General features: G+C 69.7%; 14 protein-coding genes. 7 read left to right on the plus strand and 7 right to left on the minus strand.

The window, feature by feature from the left end; all coding sequences use genetic code 11:
• Positions 1 to 345 precede the first annotated feature (345 nt).
• From D3226_RS07150 to D3226_RS07170, 5 genes are read left to right on the plus strand one after another with little or no spacing between them, the layout of a single operon-like run.
• Positions 346 to 1257, plus strand: a complete 912-nt coding sequence (locus D3226_RS07150) for an NUDIX hydrolase (RefSeq protein WP_202381744.1) — start codon at positions 346 to 348, stop codon at positions 1255 to 1257.
• Entirely contained in the window at positions 1254 to 2591 is a 1338-nt protein-coding gene (gene nadA / locus D3226_RS07155) for a quinolinate synthase NadA (RefSeq protein WP_237462559.1), read from the plus strand. Before D3226_RS07150 ends, nadA begins: the two co-directional genes overlap by 4 nt.
• The gene (locus tag D3226_RS07160) at positions 2588 to 4246 is read left to right on the plus strand and encodes an L-aspartate oxidase (protein ID WP_202381745.1); all 1659 of its coding nucleotides are present in this window, start codon (positions 2588 to 2590) and stop codon (positions 4244 to 4246) included. The genes nadA and D3226_RS07160 overlap by 4 nt, the downstream gene beginning before the upstream one ends.
• A complete protein-coding gene (gene nadC / locus D3226_RS07165) occupies positions 4240 to 5088 on the plus strand; it encodes a carboxylating nicotinate-nucleotide diphosphorylase (RefSeq protein ID WP_202381746.1) in 849 nt (282 codons plus the stop codon). The genes D3226_RS07160 and nadC overlap by 7 nt, the downstream gene beginning before the upstream one ends.
• Before the next feature lie 7 nt (positions 5089 to 5095).
• Entirely contained in the window at positions 5096 to 6328 is a 1233-nt protein-coding gene (locus D3226_RS07170) for a cysteine desulfurase family protein (protein ID WP_202381747.1), read from the plus strand.
• On the opposite strand, the gene D3226_RS07175 is transcribed toward D3226_RS07170, so the two are convergent.
• Together D3226_RS07175 and D3226_RS07180 are read right to left on the minus strand one after the other, a co-directional pair.
• Positions 6240 to 7532 (minus strand): DUF4192 family protein, encoded by a 1293-nt coding sequence (locus tag D3226_RS07175; RefSeq protein ID WP_202381748.1) that lies wholly within the window; start codon positions 7530 to 7532, stop codon positions 6240 to 6242. The two genes, D3226_RS07170 and D3226_RS07175, sit on opposite strands and share 89 nt — an antisense overlap.
• Before the next feature lie 116 nt (positions 7533 to 7648).
• The gene (locus tag D3226_RS07180) at positions 7649 to 9406 is read right to left on the minus strand and encodes an FAD-binding protein (RefSeq protein WP_202381749.1); all 1758 of its coding nucleotides are present in this window, start codon (positions 9404 to 9406) and stop codon (positions 7649 to 7651) included.
• 77 nt (positions 9407 to 9483) lie between these two features.
• Between D3226_RS07180 and D3226_RS07185 the strand changes: the two genes are divergently transcribed.
• Positions 9484 to 10446 carry a LysR family transcriptional regulator gene (locus D3226_RS07185; protein WP_202381750.1) on the plus strand — a complete coding sequence of 321 codons (963 nt, stop codon included), beginning with the start codon at positions 9484 to 9486 and terminating at the stop codon, positions 10444 to 10446.
• Positions 10447 to 10489: 43 nt separating this feature from the next.
• Here the strand turns inward: D3226_RS07185 and D3226_RS07190 are convergent, their stop codons facing one another.
• From D3226_RS07190 to D3226_RS07210, 5 genes are all read right to left on the minus strand, one after another.
• Positions 10490 to 11173 carry a DNA alkylation repair protein gene (locus D3226_RS07190; RefSeq protein ID WP_202381751.1) on the minus strand — a complete coding sequence of 228 codons (684 nt, stop codon included), beginning with the start codon at positions 11171 to 11173 and terminating at the stop codon, positions 10490 to 10492.
• 30 nt (positions 11174 to 11203) lie between these two features.
• Positions 11204 to 11677, minus strand: coding sequence for a Fe-S cluster assembly sulfur transfer protein SufU (sufU, locus tag D3226_RS07195; RefSeq protein ID WP_202381752.1), 474 nt, complete (start codon positions 11675 to 11677; stop codon positions 11204 to 11206).
• Positions 11674 to 12978: an aminotransferase class V-fold PLP-dependent enzyme gene (locus D3226_RS07200; RefSeq protein ID WP_202381753.1), complete on the minus strand. Its 1305-nt coding sequence runs from the start codon at positions 12976 to 12978 to the stop codon at positions 11674 to 11676. The genes sufU and D3226_RS07200 overlap by 4 nt, the downstream gene beginning before the upstream one ends.
• A 71-nt stretch (positions 12979 to 13049) precedes the next feature.
• Positions 13050 to 14300 carry an MFS transporter gene (locus D3226_RS07205; protein WP_202381754.1) on the minus strand — a complete coding sequence of 417 codons (1251 nt, stop codon included), beginning with the start codon at positions 14298 to 14300 and terminating at the stop codon, positions 13050 to 13052.
• 37 nt (positions 14301 to 14337) lie between these two features.
• Positions 14338 to 15411: a DsbA family protein gene (locus tag D3226_RS07210; RefSeq protein WP_202381755.1), complete on the minus strand. Its 1074-nt coding sequence runs from the start codon at positions 15409 to 15411 to the stop codon at positions 14338 to 14340.
• 43 nt (positions 15412 to 15454) lie between these two features.
• Here D3226_RS07210 and rsmI point away from each other — a divergent pair, with 43 nt between their 5' ends.
• Positions 15455 to 16273 (plus strand): 16S rRNA (cytidine(1402)-2'-O)-methyltransferase, encoded by an 819-nt coding sequence (gene rsmI / locus D3226_RS07215; RefSeq protein WP_202381756.1) that lies wholly within the window; start codon positions 15455 to 15457, stop codon positions 16271 to 16273.
• Positions 16274 to 16288 lie beyond the last annotated feature (15 nt).

Below are 16288 nucleotides of genomic sequence, written 5' to 3' on the forward strand. Positions count from 1 at the left end.
CGGCGCCGACGTGGAGACTGGTAGCTGTGCCGCATGTTTGCGACGGACAAAACTTGCTGGTGAATCCCAACGTTCGGCATTACTGGTCTTGCGGCTGAGCATATCTCACCTCAGAGCGCTGTTGCAGAATCGTGACAATGTCGTGTCTTTTTTCTGAGTTCCCTGAGTTCTCGCCGATCTCTCGACACTCCCGGGGGAGTGGATCGTGGGCGACGGGGCAGCTTTTCGGTCGCCGCGAGTGCGCGGAGATTTGACGGGCTCAAAAATTGCCGTACGCTGAGTAAAAGTCACTGTGACTTTAACTCCCGCATGAGAGTGCGAATACTTCGAGCAGACGGGGCAGCCATGCCGTACGGGAACGCGAGCGTGAGCGAGCGACGCACCTTGCCGCCTGCTGTGGCGGTGTCTGTGGTGGCATTCGCGCTGCACCCGCCGCATGATGCGGAGCGCGACGAGACTGCGCTGTCAGCTCACCCGGGCACCGCGATCTGGGTGCCCCTGGTGCGGCGCACCCGCGCCCCGTTCCTCGGGCAGTGGGCGCTCCCCGGAGGGCCGACGGAGTGGGACGAGACACTCGCGGATACCGCGCTGCGCACGCTCCGCGCAGCGGCTCGGCGCGACCCCGGCTCGCTCGAGCAGCTCTACTCGTTCGGGAGTGTCGAACGCTCCGCGGAGGCGCAGCGCCTCGTGACGATCGCGTACTGGGCGCTCTACGGCGAACGCGAACTCGCCGCCCCGGCGCTCGACCTCGGTGAGGCCGAAACGGATGACGGGGATCACGGCCCTGATCCCGATCTCGATCCCACACCGCGTCGGTGGGACGATCCCGCGCCCGCAGCGCAGCCCACTCAGCGCCCGCCCGCCGCGTCGCGTGAGGGGGAGAGCGGTAACGTGCGCTGGTTCTCGGCGGACGCGCTGCCCACGCTTGCCTTCGACCACGCGGAGATCGTCGCGCACGCGCTGGCCCGCCTCCGAGCCCGCACCGAGTACGCCGCCGTTGCGCACCGCTTCCTGGGTGCCGAGTTCACGCTGAGTCAGCTCCGCACCGTGACCGAGGCGGTGCGCGGTGAGGCCGTCGATCCCGCGAACTTCCGCCGGCAGGCACTCGCGCGCGGTGGCCTTGTAGACACCGGCCGCCTCGCGACGGGCGGCGCCCACCGACCCGCCCGGCTCTACCGCTTCAGCGAGGCCGACGAATCCTCGGCCGCCTCGGCCGCCCCACTCTTTTCACCCTCTCAGACAAGGAGCGCCTCATGACGAGCGTGCACGAACTCATCCGCGACGCCGCAGAACGTGAAGCCGCGGCCACCACGCGGGGAATAGGGCGACCGAGCGCCGCGCCGCACCGCCGCCCGATCGCGCTGCGGGCAACCGGCGCCTCGAGCTGCGACACGGGCCTCGTGCGCGATCCGTGGGCGATCGATCAGGATCCGGGATACGGGCCCGGAGCGTCGGCCGACGACGAGATTCCCGGCGCCGCGCCGCGCCAGGGACCGCTGCCCGCAAAGTACACGGACGCGAGCGACGAAGAGCTCACGGAGTGGATCCGAGCGGCGAAGGAAGCGTTGGGGGAGCGCGTGCGCATCCTTGGCCACTTCTACCAGCGCGATGAGATCGTCGAGCACGCAGACTTCGTCGGCGACTCGTTCATGCTCGCGCAGGCGGCGAAGGAGCACCCCGAGGCGGAGGCATTCGTATTCTGCGGGGTCCACTTCATGGCCGAGACCGCGGATATCCTCTCCGGGCCCGAACAGGCCGTGATCCTGCCGAACCTTGCCGCGGGTTGCTCGATGGCCGATATGGCGACGATCGAGCAGGTGGAGGATTGCTGGCGCGAGCTCACCGCATCGCTCGGTCCCGCCGAGTCCGGCGACCTGCAGCCCGTCATTCCGGTCACGTACATGAATTCTTCGGCCGCGATTAAGGCATTCTGCGGGCGCAACGGCGGAATCGTGTGTACCTCATCGAACGCGCGCACCGTGCTCGAATGGGCGTTTGCCCGTGGCCAGCGCGTGGTGTTCTTCCCTGACCAGCACCTCGGCCGCAACACCGCGAAGGCCATGGGCATCCCGGAGAGCGAGATGCCGCTCTGGCGACCCCACCTCGCACTCGGGGGGAACACCGAGGAGCAGCTGCGCGACGCGAAGGTGATCCTGTGGAACGGTTTCTGCTCGGTGCACAAGCGCTTCACGGTCGGACAGATCGAGCAGGCACGCGCCGAATTCCCCGGCGTGCGAGTGCTCGTGCACCCTGAGTGTCCGGCTGCCGTGGTTGAGGCGGCCGATGGCGCCGGTTCCACCGAGTACATCCGCAAGGAGATTGAGGCGGCTGCGCCCGGCAGCGTGATCGCGGTGGGCACCGAGATTAATCTCGTCAACCGGCTGCAGGAGCAGCGGCCCGACCTCACGATCTTCTGCCTCGATCCGGTCGTGTGCCCGTGCTCCACCATGTACCGCATTCACCCCGCGTACCTGGCCTGGACGCTGGAGTCGCTCCTTGCCGGCGAGACGCCGAACCGCATCACCGTCTCCGAGGCCGTTGCCGACGACTCGCGGGTGGCGCTTGAGCGGATGCTCGCGGCCCGGCCATGATCCTCATCGTCGGCTCGGGGATCGCCGGGCTCTCCGCGGCGCTTGCGGCAGTGGCCGCCGGCGCGGATGTTGAGCTTGTGCTCCCCGGCCGCCTCGAACCGCTCAGCGGGGGCGCAGGGGGAAACACCGCGCTCGCCCAGGGTGGTGTCGCGGCCGCGATCGGTGCGGCGGACTCAGTGCGGGATCATCTCGCGGATACCGTGGCCGCCGGGGCTGGGCTCGTGGACGTCGAGGCGGCCACCGCGCTGGTGAGCGATGGGGCCCGGCGCGTGCGCGAGCTCATCGAGGCCGGCTGGCCGGTGGACCGTGCGGACGACGGCAGCCCCGCGCTCGGGCGCGAGGCAGCGCACGGGCGTTCGCGGGTGGTGCACGCGGGCGGGGATCGCACGGGCGCGGGACTGCATGCGTACGTGCGCGCCCAGGTGCGTGCCGCTGCGGAATGCGGGCGTCTGGTGCTTCGCGAGCACAGCCGAGTCACTGCGTTGCGTCGAACGGCGGGTGTCGTGGTGGGTGCGGAGTTCGTGGGGCCAGACGGCGCCCGGAGGAGCTGCGCGGCAGACGCCGTGGTGCTCGCGACGGGTGGCTACGCCAGCCTCTTTCCGCGCACCTCGAACGACGCTGCTGCCGTGGGCAGCGGCGTGCTGCTTGCTGCCCGGGCGGGTGCGCTAGTTGCCGACCTCGAGTTCGTGCAGTTCCACCCGACCGTGCTGCATGTCGGTGACGGGGCGGGCCGCGGCGACCTCATATCGGAAGCGGTGCGTGGCGCCGGCGCAGTGCTGCGCGACGGGGCCGGCTCGCGGTTTATGGAGTCCGCTCACCCACGGGCCGAGCTCGCGCCGCGTGACGTCGTGTCGCGCACCATCCATCGCGTGTTGCGCGAGCGCGGCGAATCGACGGTGTGGCTTGACGCCACCGGGATTGAGACCGCGAGCGGATCAGGCACGCTGGCTCGTCGTTTCCCCGGTATTTCCGAGACGCTCGCTGCGCACGGGATCGACTGGAGTCGTGAGCCGGTGCCCGTATCGCCCGCGGCGCACTACGCCATGGGTGGGGTGTTGAGCGACCTGGACGGGCGCAGCAGTGTGCCTGGGCTATTCGTGGCCGGCGAGGTGGCGTCCACCGGCGTGCACGGCGCGAACCGGTTGGCGTCGAACTCACTGCTCGAGGGGCTCGTGTTCGGCGATCGCGCTGGCGCCGCGGCGGCAGCATGGAGTCGCGAGCCCGGCGAGGCGTGGTCCACGCACGGCGCAGGTTTCGCAGAGCTCAGCGCGTCGGCCCTCACCGTTCCGCTGCGACGCGACCCCGCGAGCGGACAAGCGGGCACGGAGGACTCCGCAGTGCGGGGAGCCATAGCGCGCGGGCTGGGAATCGAACGCGATGCCGCGGGCCTTCGCGACGTCCTCTCTGCCTGCGATGCCGCGACCGGAGACTCCGCCGAGCTGGCCTCGATGATCGCGCACGCGGCGAGCGAGCGACGAGAGTCGCGCGGAGCTCACCAGCGCACCGACTTCCCCGAGACTAACTTCATTGCGGCCGACACCGCCGGGTCGTCCTCGGGCCCAAGCTCGCGTGCCGCACAGCGCACTGCTTTCCACTTCACCCGAATACTGCCCTCTTCCGCAGACCTCACGGCTAGGAGCTTTGCCGCATGCTGACCCCCCAACTCACCACGGACGTTGTCTCGCGCGCGCTCGCCGAGGACGCGCCGTGGGGTGACCTGACGGTCGCGCTCACCATCCCCGAGGACGCAACGATCGCCACCCGGCTGGTCGCGCGGGAGGCCGGGGTATTCGCCGGTGGCGCGCTCGTCGAAGCGGCGTTCCGGCAGACGGATTCCCGCGTGGAGTTGAGCGAACTCGCGGCAGACGGCACGTCGTTCGAAGCAGGAGACGTGTTGGCTCGCATCGCTGGCCCCGCGCGCGCGGTGCTCACCGCTGAGCGAATCGCCCTGAACTTCAGCCAGCGGATGAGCGGCATTGCGACGCTCACCGCGCGCTTCGTCGCCGCGGTGGCACACACCCCAGTGCGCATTGCGGACACGCGAAAGACCACGCCTGGTCTGCGCGCGCTTGAGAAGCACGCGGTGCGCATGGGCGGCGGCTCGAATCACCGCTTCAGCCTGTCCGACGCAATCATGGTGAAGGACAATCACCTTGCGGCTCTCGGCGCAGTTGACGCCGAGAGCACCACTGCGGCGCTGGCGGGACTGCGCGAGCGTGTCGGGCACACGACGGCGATCATCGTCGAAGTGGATCGGGTCGATCAGATCGAAGCGGTGCTCGCCGCTCACCCGACCGGGCTGCTGCTCGACAACTTCACGAACGACGAGCTGCGCGCGGGCGTCGAGCTGATCGCCGGGCGCGCCATCGTTGAGGCGAGCGGCGGGGTGAATCTCGATACCGTGGCGGGCATCGCGGAGACGGGCGTTGACGTAATCTCCGTCGGGCAATTGACCCACGGTGCACGGGCGCTCGACCTCGGCCTCGACGCTGAGTGAGCCACGGATGAGCAGGACACAGCCGGGTTACCTCGATGCGGCGGCGACCGCGCCGTTGCGCCCCGAAGCGCGCGCCGCGATGACCGCGGTGTGGGACGAGGGACAGGCGAACGCATCGAGTGTGCACGCGGCGGGCGCGCGGGCACGGGCCACGGTGGAGCACGCGCGGGCGCAGATCGCCGCAGCTCTGGGTGCGCGGCCTGCAGAGCTCGTCTTCACCTCGGGCGGCACTGAGGCGAATGCGCTGGCGCTCACCGGGCTCGCGCTTGCTCGCCCACGGGGCAGGCACCTCATCGTCTCGGCGATCGAACACTCCTCGGTCCTCGAGTCCGCGCGCTTCCTGGAACGGGTCTTCGGCTTCGAGCTGACCGTGCTGCCCGTGGATGATCGCGGACGGGTGAGCCTCGCCGCAGTAGACGCAGCTCTTCGGGAGGATACGACGCTCCTCTCAATCGGACTCGCGAACGGCGAGATTGGCACCGTGCAGTCACTCACGGACATCGCGGCGGCGGCGCACGCGCGGGGGGCGCTCGTCCACTCGGACGCCGTGCAGGCCGCTGCGACGCTGCCCGTCTCATTCAGCGACCGCGGGCTCGCGGCCAGCGAGGTGGCCGGCCAGCCTGCGCCGTGGCCCGGCGCCGCGGTCGACGCGCTCACGATCGCCTCGCACAAGTTTGGTGGACCGCAGGGCGTCGGGGCGCTCCTCGTGCGCACGCGGTTTCCACTTGAACCGTTGCTGCACGGGGGCGGGCAGGAGCGAGGCCTGCGCTCGGGCACAGAGAACGTTGCTGGGATCGCGGGCTTCGGTGCCGCCGTGACCGCGGCGCACGAACAGATCGGGCGGAGCGCGCTGGCGCTCATGCGAAGCCGAGACGCGCTGATCGCTGCGGTGACCGCTGGGGTGCCGGGCGCGAGCCTCAGCGGTGATCCGGTGGAACGGCTGCCCGGCCACGCGTCGTTTACGATCGCCGGGGTGAGCGGAGAATCGCTGCTCGTGGCGCTCGACGCCGCGGGTCTTGCGGTCTCCTCCGGCTCCGCATGCGCGGCGGGGCGCTCCGATCCTTCCCCCACGCTCCTCGCGCTCGGGGTGTCGCCGGAGCTCGCACAATCGGCCTTGCGCTTCACCCTGCCGAACGAGATCCCGCATGAGCTCATTGACCGGGTGGTGGAGGTGCTTCGAGCTGAGGTCGCGCGGGCGCAGGCCCCTCGACTCGCGCGATATGGCTCGGCACCGAGATGAGTTCGCGGAGCATTGAGACGAGTGGGTGTGCCGGGGTCGTCTGCTCCGCCGCAGCGAGGTGCTGGTCCGCGACGCTCTGTATTCCCGTCAGCCACCACACCCACCCGCTGAGCGCATAGAGCGGCGCGCGGTGAGCGGGCGGGCACTCGGAGATCGCCTCCGCGAGGCGCGCCCGCACATGGACGAGCCGCGAGCGCTCAGTGAACTCAGGTGAAAGAAGCGCGAGCAGCCAGTGCAGCGACCACGCCCCAGGCGTGGGGTCGTCGACCGGCAGGGCCGCGAGCCTGCGCTCCGCGACGCTTCCGCTGCGCAGGTTCTTGGCAAGGATCGACGCGCTGAGAATGCCGAGTGCGGTGGCGGCCCACACGCGGTGGTCTCGCAGCCCCGCAATGAGCCGGGCGGTGGGCTCGGGGCCGAGCGGCGTCGTGCGCCTGAGATCCTGTGCGATCGCTCGTGCCCGCGCGAGCCACCCGGGATCGCCGAGCGGCGGCTGCCGAAGCACTGGCGCATCCTGAAGACAAGCGCCCAGTGCGGCATGAACAGCACGCGCCCGTTCGCGGGGCGCACGCTGGATGCGGCCGAGGGTGCGTTGATCTGGGATCGCCCCTGTCTGCACGGCAGCGGAGAGCGCGATGGGGGCGAGAGTGAGCTCGCTGAGCGGTCGCCCGCTGCGGGGCCAAGCGTCGGCAAGGTAGCTCATCCAGCCATCGGGGGCGCGGCAGCACAGCTCGCGCACGGGATACCCAGCACGAGGGAGTCGTGCCCGCAGCCGTGCGGCCAACCGTTGCCAGGGCGGGCCCCCGCCCGCGAATCGCACCTCGGTGAAGATAGCGATGCCGACGGAGACCGGGGCGGTGGGCTCGGCGGAAGTGTCTGCGCCTGTATGCGAGTCTGGGGCTGAGCCAGAGTCGTGGTCCTCACCCGCGAGGGAACCGAGCGCGGTGCGCACCGTGTCGAGAAGCGCGTCGACGTGCTCAGGGCTCTCATCGGGCGGCAGGTCCATGCGCAGCGCTTCGCGCGAGCGGGTACCGATGAATCTCACAATGGTCAGACTGCTGCGCGGTTCGAAGCCGAGCAGATGCGGCAGCACCGCAAGGAAGTCTGCGGGGGTGCCGCAGGCGAGCACGTGCGGCGACGCCGCGGACGAGCGGAGCGTGTGTTCGGGGGCGGAACGGACGGAATCGGTGGGCAGCTCGTGGGTCATGCCACTGATCCTGAGCGATGCGTGGGGAGCGCCTCCAGTTCTCCACAGCACACCGCCCGGTGCCCGCAAATATGCGGAAACCGGGCGGTGTGAGCGAGAAGTGAGGTCTCGCGCGACTACTCGACGAGCTTTCCCGCGACCGAGTCGTCGGCATCCGCGTAGGCGAGATCGCGGAACGAATCGGGTGCATCCGGCAGCGCTTCGAACCGGGCCCCACCCTGCGGCGTCCACACGAAGTTGCCGCGCAGTTCAGCGCTCGTCTCCGGGAAATCGGAGCGGTTGTGGCAGCCACGCGTCTCGCGCCGCTCCAGCGCGCACTCGAGGGTGGCGCGTGCCGCGAGAATCGAGCCGTACAGATCGAAGGCGTGTGCCAGATCGTCGAAGCCCGCGATATCCGGGTGCGCGGTGACGTTGGCCACGCGCTCCTCGATAGCTGCGAGCTTGTCGAGGCCGGCCTGCAGCCCCTCCTCGCTGCGCACCACACCTGCGTGCTCGGTCATGAGATCGCGCAGGTCGCGCTGCAGTCGACGCGGGCTCTCCGTGCCCGTGCCCTCGAGCAGTCCGGTCATCTCAGCGCGCGCCTCGGCCACGGCGGCAGGATCGCGGTGCACCTCTGTGATTCCGCTCACGTACTCGGCGGCGTCCGTGCCGGTGATGCGGCCGTAGACGAGCAGCTCGATCAGGGAGTTACCGCCGAGGCGGTTCGCGCCGTGGAGGCCACTTGACGCCTCGCCGATCGCGTACAGGCCGTCAACGCCGGTGCCGTGATCCTCGGGGCGCACCCACACGCCGCCCATCGAGTAGTGCGCGGTGGGGGCGATCTCGATCGGCTCCTCGGTGATGTCGAGCATCTGCAGGTCGATCAGGTTGCGGTAGACGCGCGGCAGCTTCGAGAGGATCTGTTCGCGGGGGAGGTGCGAGACGTCGAGGTACACGCCCCCGTTCGTGGTGCCACGCCCCTCAACAATCTCCGTGTAGCTCGCAAGCGCCACACGGTCGCGGGTCGAGAGCTCCATGCGCTCGGGGTCGTACTTCTCCATGTAGCGCTCGCCGAGCGCGTTGCGGAGAATGCCGCCCTCACCGCGCGCGGCTTCGGAGACGAGCAGCCCCGCGGCTTCTGCGGGCTCAAGGATGCCCGAGGGGTGGAACTGCACGAGCTCTGCGTCGCGGATCTTGCCGCCGGCGAGGGCCGCGAGGCGGAACGAGTCACCGGTGTTCTCATCGCGCCGCGACGAGGTGTTGCGCCAGATGCGCGTGTGCCCGCCGGCCGCGAGAATCACCGCGTCGGCGTTGATCTGCACGGGCGTGCCGTCGACGATATCGAAGCCGTAGGCGCCGAAGATGCGACCCTTGCTCGTCAGCAGTCGGGTGATGTAGATCGTGTCAACGATGGGTACCTGGAGCTCGGCGGCTCGACGCATGAGGGTGCGCTGGATCTCGAGTCCCGTGTAGTCGCCCGCGTAGGCGGTGCGGCGGTACTTGTGCGCGCCGAAGAAGCGCTGGCTGATGCGACCGTCCTCCTCGCGGGCGAAGGGCATGCCCCAGCGCTCAAGATCAGCGATGCCCTCGGCGGCACCCCGGGTGACCACCTCGACGATGGCGGGGTCTGCCAGGAAGTAGGACTCGCGCAGGGTGTCGGCAGCGTGCTGCTCCCAGCTGTCCTCCGGGTCCATCGTGCCCAGCGCAGCGTTGATGCCGCCCGCTGCGAGCGTGGTGTGTGCGTCGTGTGCGCGACGCTTGCCGACGGCGAGCACCTGCACCCCGCGTTCGGCGAGTTCGATGGACGCGCGCAGGCCGGCGCCGCCCGTGCCGATCACGAGGACGGAGGTGGAGAGCAGACGCTCGCTGCGGTGGGAACTGGTGGGTGAAGTCATGCGGACCACGCTAGGGAGCGCGCAATGATTACTCCAATGAATAGAACGGATCACCACGATGCGGTTAGGCTATCGACATGAACCTTGAACAGCTCCGCGGCTTCGCGGAAATCGCCGCGACCGGCCATTTCACGCGCGCGGCGGAGCAGCTGCACCTCGCCCAGCCCTCCCTGAGTCGCCAGATCTCGAGCCTCGAACGCGAGCTCGGTGTCGAGCTGTTTCACAGGGTGCGAGGCAACGTCGCGCTCACCAGTGCCGGCGAACGGCTGCTGCCGCTCGCGCGGCGGATGCTTGCGGACGCCGATACGGCGCGCAGCGAGATGGCCGAGCTCGCTGGACTCAAACGGGGCAGGATCCGCTTGGGCGCAACGCCCACCCTGTGCACGAGCCTCGTCGTCGACGTGATCGCAGAGTTCCACGCGCGCTACCCCGGGATCGACATTGAGATTCTCGAGCGGGGATCGCGCACCCTGATCGGTGCTCTGGTCGAGGGCGGGCTCGACCTGGCGCTCATCGTCACGAGCGTCGCGGCGGGGGAGGCACGGGCCGTGCTCGAACGCGAGCCGATCCTGAGTGAGCGGCTCGTCGTGGTCTCGGCCGCGCACCTGCCTGATCCGTTCGCGCGCGCGACGGCGCCGGCGGGGCGGGCGGTGCCCCTCGCGGAACTCGCCGCGGTGCCGCAGATTGCATTCCCTGAGAATTACGATCTGCGGGTAGCAATGGATGTCGCCTACCGGGCGGCGGGGCTCACCCCCGTGGTCGCGGTCGAAGGCGTCGAGATGGATGCGGCGCTGCGGTTCGCGGAGCGCGGGATCGGGGTTGCGGTGGTGCCCGCGATGGTGGCGATCGATCGCCCCAAGCTTCGCGCCACCCCGCTCGCGGGCCCCGAGCTGACGCGCACGGTGAGCCTCGCGCGGCGCTCCGACATGGCGCCGACGCCGTCTGGCGCCGCGCTGCAAGCGCTGATCCGCGAGATCGCTGACCGTTTGGCGTCGGGCGGCCCGACGGAGGAGCTCGTCAGCCGAGTGGCGGCAGGGTAACGCTGTGCGGGCGTCGTGAGCCGGAACGGGCTGTGGCGAGGCGCTACTTCTGGCGGGAGACCATCTCCGTGATCCAAATCGGGGCGAATGGGGAGACGCAGCCGGGCGGCGTGGGGTAGTCGGCGAGCACCTGCAGGCGCTCGCCGATGTCGATCGCGCGTGTGCGAAGCGCCGGGGTCGTGATCCCAATCTGTGCGAGGCACTCGTTCATGGCCCACTGAAGCGACTCGGGCGCCGAGCCCATCTCGCTCTCGATCTGATCGAGCAGCGCGGGGAGATCGAGGCCCTCGGGGCGCTTCAGCACGCGCTCCGTAGTGAGTGCCCAGCCTGAGCCCGCAAGCAGCGGATCGGCATGGTTGAACCAGCGGAGGCGGAGTTCTTCCGCGTGCGGGCTCTTCTTCACGATGTAGTTCACCAGCCAATCGCGCACCTTGGGGATCCGCGAATCGCGCAGCATCGCCTCGAGCTCGTCCGCGGTGTAGTCCTTCGGGCCGCTGATCAGCAGCGAGACGAGTCGCTCGGGGGAGCTGCCGGTTGCCCAGAGCTCGCGCGCGAGCCCAGGGTTGCGTTTCAGCTGCTTGGCCACCGCGCGGAGCTTCGTGAGGTTGACGCCGTGATCGTCGCCGTGGCGCTCGTTGATGGCGCGCGCCTTCGGGTCCTCAAGCGCGGCGAGCGCGCGGGACACCTCATCGGCCGAGCTCTGCGGTGTGATCTCGATCGCGGTCATCGTATGTCCCTCCGGCTCCGTGAAAGGGGGCTAGGCCGCGCGCTGCGCCTCAACCTGCGTGAGGTCTGCCTCGAGCGCGACCCAGCCGAGCATCGCGCACTTCACGCGCATCACAAACTTTGCGACGCCCTGCAGCGCAACTGCGTCGCCGAGCAACTCCTCGTCCGGCTCCTCCGCGCCGCGCGCCTGGATCATCTGCCGGAACGCGGCGATGCGGGTGCGGGCCTCGTCCATGGACAGCTGCTCATCGCGCACCAGCTGCGAGAGGATCGACGCCGAAGCCATCGAGATCGAGCAGCCCTGGCCCTGCCAGGCGAGCTCGGAAATCTTGCCGGTCTCCGGGTCCACCGAGATAGCAAGGTCGATCTCGTCGCCGCAGCTCGGGTTGAATTCGTGGTGCGACGCGGTCAGCGCGCCCTCCGCGGGGGAGAGCTCGCCCTTTCCGATGGGACGCTTCGAGTGATCGAGGATCAGCTCCTGGTACAGTCCGTCGAGCGCGCTCACGCCGACACCTCCGCTCCAAAGTACCGCTGGGCGCCGCGGAGCGCGTCGAGGAAACGATCAACTTCGTCCTCGGTGGTGGTCAGGTGCACGCTGGCGCGCGAGCTCGACGTGATGCCGAGCGCGCGATGCAGGGGCTGCGCACAGTGGTGCCCCACGCGGACCAGCACGCCCTGCTCATCGAGGAACTGGCCGACATCGTGCGCGTGCACGCCATCGACAGAGACCGCGGTGAGCGCGACGCGCTGCGTGGGATCAGCCGAACCGAGGAGCCGCAGCCCCGGGGTCTCGGTGATGCCCGCAACCAGGCGTTCAACGAGCTCGTGCTCGCGCGCAGCGACGCGCGCCATATCTGCCTGCTCGAGGAACGCGACGGCAGCGCCCAGGCCAACCACCTGCGAGACCGGTTGCGTGCCCGGTTCGAAGCGGAGTGGCGGCGGCATAAACTCCGCGCGCTCCATCGTCACTCGCGTGATCGCGGAGCCACCGGTGCGTGCGGGGGGCAGCGCATCAAGCATCTCGGGGCGGCCGTAGAGCACGCCAATGCCGTTCGGGCCGAGCATCTTGTGTCCCGAGAACGCCGCGAAGTCGACGCCGAGCGCCGTGAAATCAACGGGGATGTGGGGAACCGACTGACAAGCGTCGAGCACCGTCACCGCGCCAACCGCGCGCGCGAGTTCCACGAGCTCCGCAACCGGAGCGACCCAGCCCGTCACGTTCGAAACGTGGGCGAATGCAAAGATCTTCGTGCGGTTGGTGATGGCCTCGCGCGCGTCGTCAATTGTCCACGTGCCGTTCTCGCGCACCGGGATGAAGCGCAGGGTCGCCCCTGTCTTCACCGCGAGCCGCTGCCAGGGGATGAGGTTCGCGTGGTGCTCTGCCTCGGTGATGAGGATCTCATCGCCGGGCGAGAGGGCGAAACGCTCGCTGCCCGCAACCCCGAGCCCGGCGTTCGCCTCGCCGATACCGAGCGCCACGATGTTCAGCGCGTCGGTGGCGTTCTCGGCCCACACAATCTGTTCCGGCGTGCCGGCGCCCACAAAAGCAGCAACCGCGGCGCGCGCGCCCTCGAAAGCCATCGTTGCCTCGCCGACGGCACCGCTCGTTCCGCGGTGCACAGCAGCGTTGGCGGTCTCGAGGAACCGGCGCTCCGCGTCGAGCACGACGCTGGGGCGCTGCGCGGTGGCCGCGGAGTCGAGATACGCGGGACCGCCCTGGCGATCCTGAGCGGCGAAGTACGGGAACGCGGCGCGCAGGTCAGCGACCTCCGCGGGAGTGAACGCACGAGCAGACATGGTCTCCATTCTTCCACCGGTTGGGTACACCGGGGCTACGAGTTCTCCAACAGCGTGGACGGCCGCGCTATTCCGCGGGTTTAGCGTGCACTCGGCCCGGTGAGGAGCCAGTTCACCCCGCCGGCCACGAGCGCGATCAGCGCGGCAATGAGCGGTATGACCAGCGCGGCGGGTGTGCCGAGATGATCGGCGACGCTGCCGGTGATTGCGGCGGCAGCCGACTGACCCACCATCAGACCGGAACCGAGCATGGTCATGACCGTGGCCGAGCGGCCCTCAGGGCTCCGCTGCGCGCCGAAGCTGTAGAGCGTCACGAGGAGCGGGCCTACCCCGATGCCCATGAGTGCGAGGCTGAGCAGCATACTCGGCAGGTCGTGCGCGTTCTGCAGGAGCAGGCCGCCCGCGACGATGAACACGGCGAACACGGGCCAGCGGTAGCGGAGCGTGAAACGTGGAGGCAGGAAGGCGACCGCGATCGCGAAGATCGCGGAACCGATGCCCATGACGCCATAGATGAGTCCGGCCTGCTCGGCCGCGCCGCGATCCCGCATGAACGAGGTGAGTGAGGTGAGCATCGAACCGAAGAACAGGCCGACGGCCACGATCCCGAGCACGGTGATGAGCAGCTGCGGTCGGAAGAGCTCCGCCGCGGGTGCGAGCGTGGCCGCCCGGTCTGCGGCGCTCTGCGGAGGAGCACTCGTGTGGTGCAGGGCGAACGCGGTCACGAAGATGAGGGTGAGCACCGACGCGCCGACGATGGGGGCCCACGCGCCGAGTGTGGTGGCGAGCAGCCCCACCGCGACAGGGCCGAACACGAAGATGACCTCGTCTGCGGCAGACTCGTAGGCCAGCACCGTCGAGAGTGTCTTCGGACGCTTCTGGGCCGGCAGGTCCTTCTGAATGATCGTGACGAGGCGCGAGCGGGACATCGGAGACGGCTGCGGCGCTGAAGCACCCGCGAGGAACGACCCGAGGAACACAGTCCAGATGGGCAGATCACTGAACGCGACCCAGGCGAGCACGCCGAGGAATGCGGCGTTGATGGCCCCCGAGATGAGCAGTGTGGGCCGCTGCCCGAAACGATCGGCTGCGGCGCCGATGAGCGGCCCGCAGGTCGCAACGCCGAGCCCCACCATGGCGGAGTTCAGCCCGCCAAGCTCCACCGAACCGCGGGCAGAAACGACGAGCGTGAGCACGCCGATGACCATCATCGCGTAGGGGAGCCGCGCGACAAGCGCGACCGGGAAATAGAGTTTGCCGACGCGAGACAGCAGCGTGGGGGCGGGCTCCGGGGCGCCAGGAGCAGCGGGAGTATAGGTCGAATCCTGCATAGCCGACCGAGTCTACACCCCCGCCGAGGCGATGGGGCTACTTCACGGCGATGCCCTGCTGCACGAGGAACGCGCGGAACGCGTCGCCGTCAGCGGGGTCGCCCGGGTAGGGCACACCATCGACGAGCACGAGCGGGGTGCCCGTGACCATCAGCTCGGGATCGGCCGCGTGCGGCACGGGGTTCGCGAATGCCCAGGCGGAGAGCGCCTGCGCGAACGGCACGAATCGCTCATCCGTGATGCACGCGCGCGCCTCGGAGTTCAGGGCACCCGCGCCGTCCTCGATTGCGGCGATGATGCCCGCGTTGTCGAGGCCGGGGCCGCCCTCTGCCGGCTGCACCTCGGGGAGCATGAGCGCGGCGTTCGCCTGCCACGCTGCGTCGGGCTGAGTGTCGGCGAGGCAGGCCAGCGCGCCCGCTGCGCGCGAGGAGTAGTAGCTCCCCTCGGAGGCACGATCCAGGAACGTGAGCGGAGTGAGCTCGACCGCGGCCTCGCCATCGGCAAGCACCTGCGTAAGCGTCTCGGCATTCGCGGTCTCAAAGAGCGAGCAGTACGGGCAGCGGTAGTCGACGTACACGCGAATGAGGGCCTTCGCACCGAGCTCCTCCGCCGTGCGCGGCACCGGGAGCGCGCTGTCTGCGGGCGCGTCTGACGTGGCAAGCTCGCCCTTCGTGCCACCGAACACTAGGCCGCCGCTCGCCATGTTGCTCGGCCACGCCACCGAGCTCGCGGCGTCGTTCGAGCCGTCCGGGCTGCTCCCCGAGCCCGAGTCGTGCTGCGCCGCCCCGACAAGCGCCCCGCCGAGCGCAAGCGCGCCGACTACAACGGCCGCGATGACCGCGAGCGCGCCGGCGACCACGCCAGTGAGCGCAGGGCCGCGCCGCTGCCGCCGTACGAGGGCGACGATGCCGAGCGCCACAGCGACGACACCGATTGCGGCGCCCACCCACGCAAAAGCACTGAACGTGACGGGCGCGACGGCGGCGGTGACAAGACCCACGAGGCCGAGCGCCATCGCCGCGATCGGTAGGGCTTGACCGGTGCGGGGCGACCCGATCTCGGGCTGTGCGTAGGGGTGCGGGGGCGGGCCGGGCAGCTGCGAGTCGCTCATGCGGCTTATTCTTGCAGGCGCTCCTCGGGAATACCATGGAGGCATGATCCTCCTCGCGGCCACTCCCATCGGCAACCTCGGCGACGCGTCTGTGCGGCTCCGGGAGACCTTCGAAGCGGCCACCGTGATCGCCGCGGAAGATACGCGCCACACGGCGCAGCTGCTCCGTCTGCTCGAGATCGAGAATCGCCCCGAGCTGCTCGCGCTGCACGATCACAACGAACACGAGCGGGCCGCCGCGCTCGTCGCCCGCGCTGAAACCGAAGACATCGTGCTCGTGAGCGACGCCGGCATGCCGACCGTCTCCGACCCCGGCTTCCGTGTCGTGCAGCTCGCGGCCGAGGCCGGTGTGACGGTCAGCGCGATCCCCGGGCCGAGCGCCGTCATCACGGCACTCGCCGTCGCGGGGCTGCCGACCGACCGCTTCGCGTTCGAGGGCTTCCTGCCACGGAAGGCGGGGGAGCGAGGGCGCGCACTCGCGGGGCTCGCCTCTGAGCGCCGCACGCTCGTGTTCTTCGAAGCGCCCACCCGCCTCGCGGCGACGCTTGCCGACCTCGCCGACGCGTTCGGTCCGGAGCGACCGGCCGCCGTGTGCCGTGAACTCACGAAGCTGCACGAGGAGGTGCGACGTGGGCCGCTTGCCGAACTCGCTGACTGGGCCGCCGAGGGCGTGCGCGGCGAAATTGTGCTTGTCGTGGGCGGTGCGCCCGAGGTCGAGGTGTCGCCGGAGACGGCACTTGCCGAGGTGCAGCAGCGCGTGGCAGAGGGCGAGCGGCTGAAGGACGCAAGCCGTGCCGTTGCCGAGGCGAGCGGGCTCTCCGCGCGCGAGCTTTACGCCGCGGCGCTTGCCGCCCGCGCATAGCGGCCCCCGACCACA

The sequence above is a fragment of the Leucobacter chromiireducens subsp. chromiireducens genome, assembly GCF_016758255.1.
Classification (GTDB): domain Bacteria; phylum Actinomycetota; class Actinomycetes; order Actinomycetales; family Microbacteriaceae; genus Leucobacter; species Leucobacter chromiireducens.

Bases quoted from the DNA above. Each gene is read 5' to 3' on its own strand.
- D3226_RS07175 (WP_202381748.1), bottom strand. From the start codon at position 7,532: ATGACCCACGAGCTGCCCACCGATTCCGTCCGTTCCGCCCCCGAACAC.
- D3226_RS07200 (WP_202381753.1), bottom strand. From the start codon at position 12,978: ATGGAGACCATGTCTGCTCGTGCGTTCACTCCCGCGGAGGTCGCTGAC.
- D3226_RS07170 (WP_202381747.1), top strand. From the start codon at position 5,096: ATGAGCAGGACACAGCCGGGTTACCTCGATGCGGCGGCGACCGCGCCG.
- D3226_RS07160 (WP_202381745.1), top strand. From the start codon at position 2,588: ATGATCCTCATCGTCGGCTCGGGGATCGCCGGGCTCTCCGCGGCGCTT.
- rsmI (WP_202381756.1), top strand. From the start codon at position 15,455: ATGATCCTCCTCGCGGCCACTCCCATCGGCAACCTCGGCGACGCGTCT.
- D3226_RS07180 (WP_202381749.1), bottom strand. From the start codon at position 9,406: ATGACTTCACCCACCAGTTCCCACCGCAGCGAGCGTCTGCTCTCCACC.
- nadC (WP_202381746.1), top strand. From the start codon at position 4,240: ATGCTGACCCCCCAACTCACCACGGACGTTGTCTCGCGCGCGCTCGCC.
- D3226_RS07205 (WP_202381754.1), bottom strand. From the start codon at position 14,300: ATGCAGGATTCGACCTATACTCCCGCTGCTCCTGGCGCCCCGGAGCCC.
- nadA (WP_237462559.1), top strand. From the start codon at position 1,254: ATGACGAGCGTGCACGAACTCATCCGCGACGCCGCAGAACGTGAAGCC.
- D3226_RS07210 (WP_202381755.1), bottom strand. From the start codon at position 15,411: ATGAGCGACTCGCAGCTGCCCGGCCCGCCCCCGCACCCCTACGCACAG.
- D3226_RS07190 (WP_202381751.1), bottom strand. From the start codon at position 11,173: ATGACCGCGATCGAGATCACACCGCAGAGCTCGGCCGATGAGGTGTCC.
- D3226_RS07185 (WP_202381750.1), top strand. From the start codon at position 9,484: ATGAACCTTGAACAGCTCCGCGGCTTCGCGGAAATCGCCGCGACCGGC.
- D3226_RS07150 (WP_202381744.1), top strand. From the start codon at position 346: ATGCCGTACGGGAACGCGAGCGTGAGCGAGCGACGCACCTTGCCGCCT.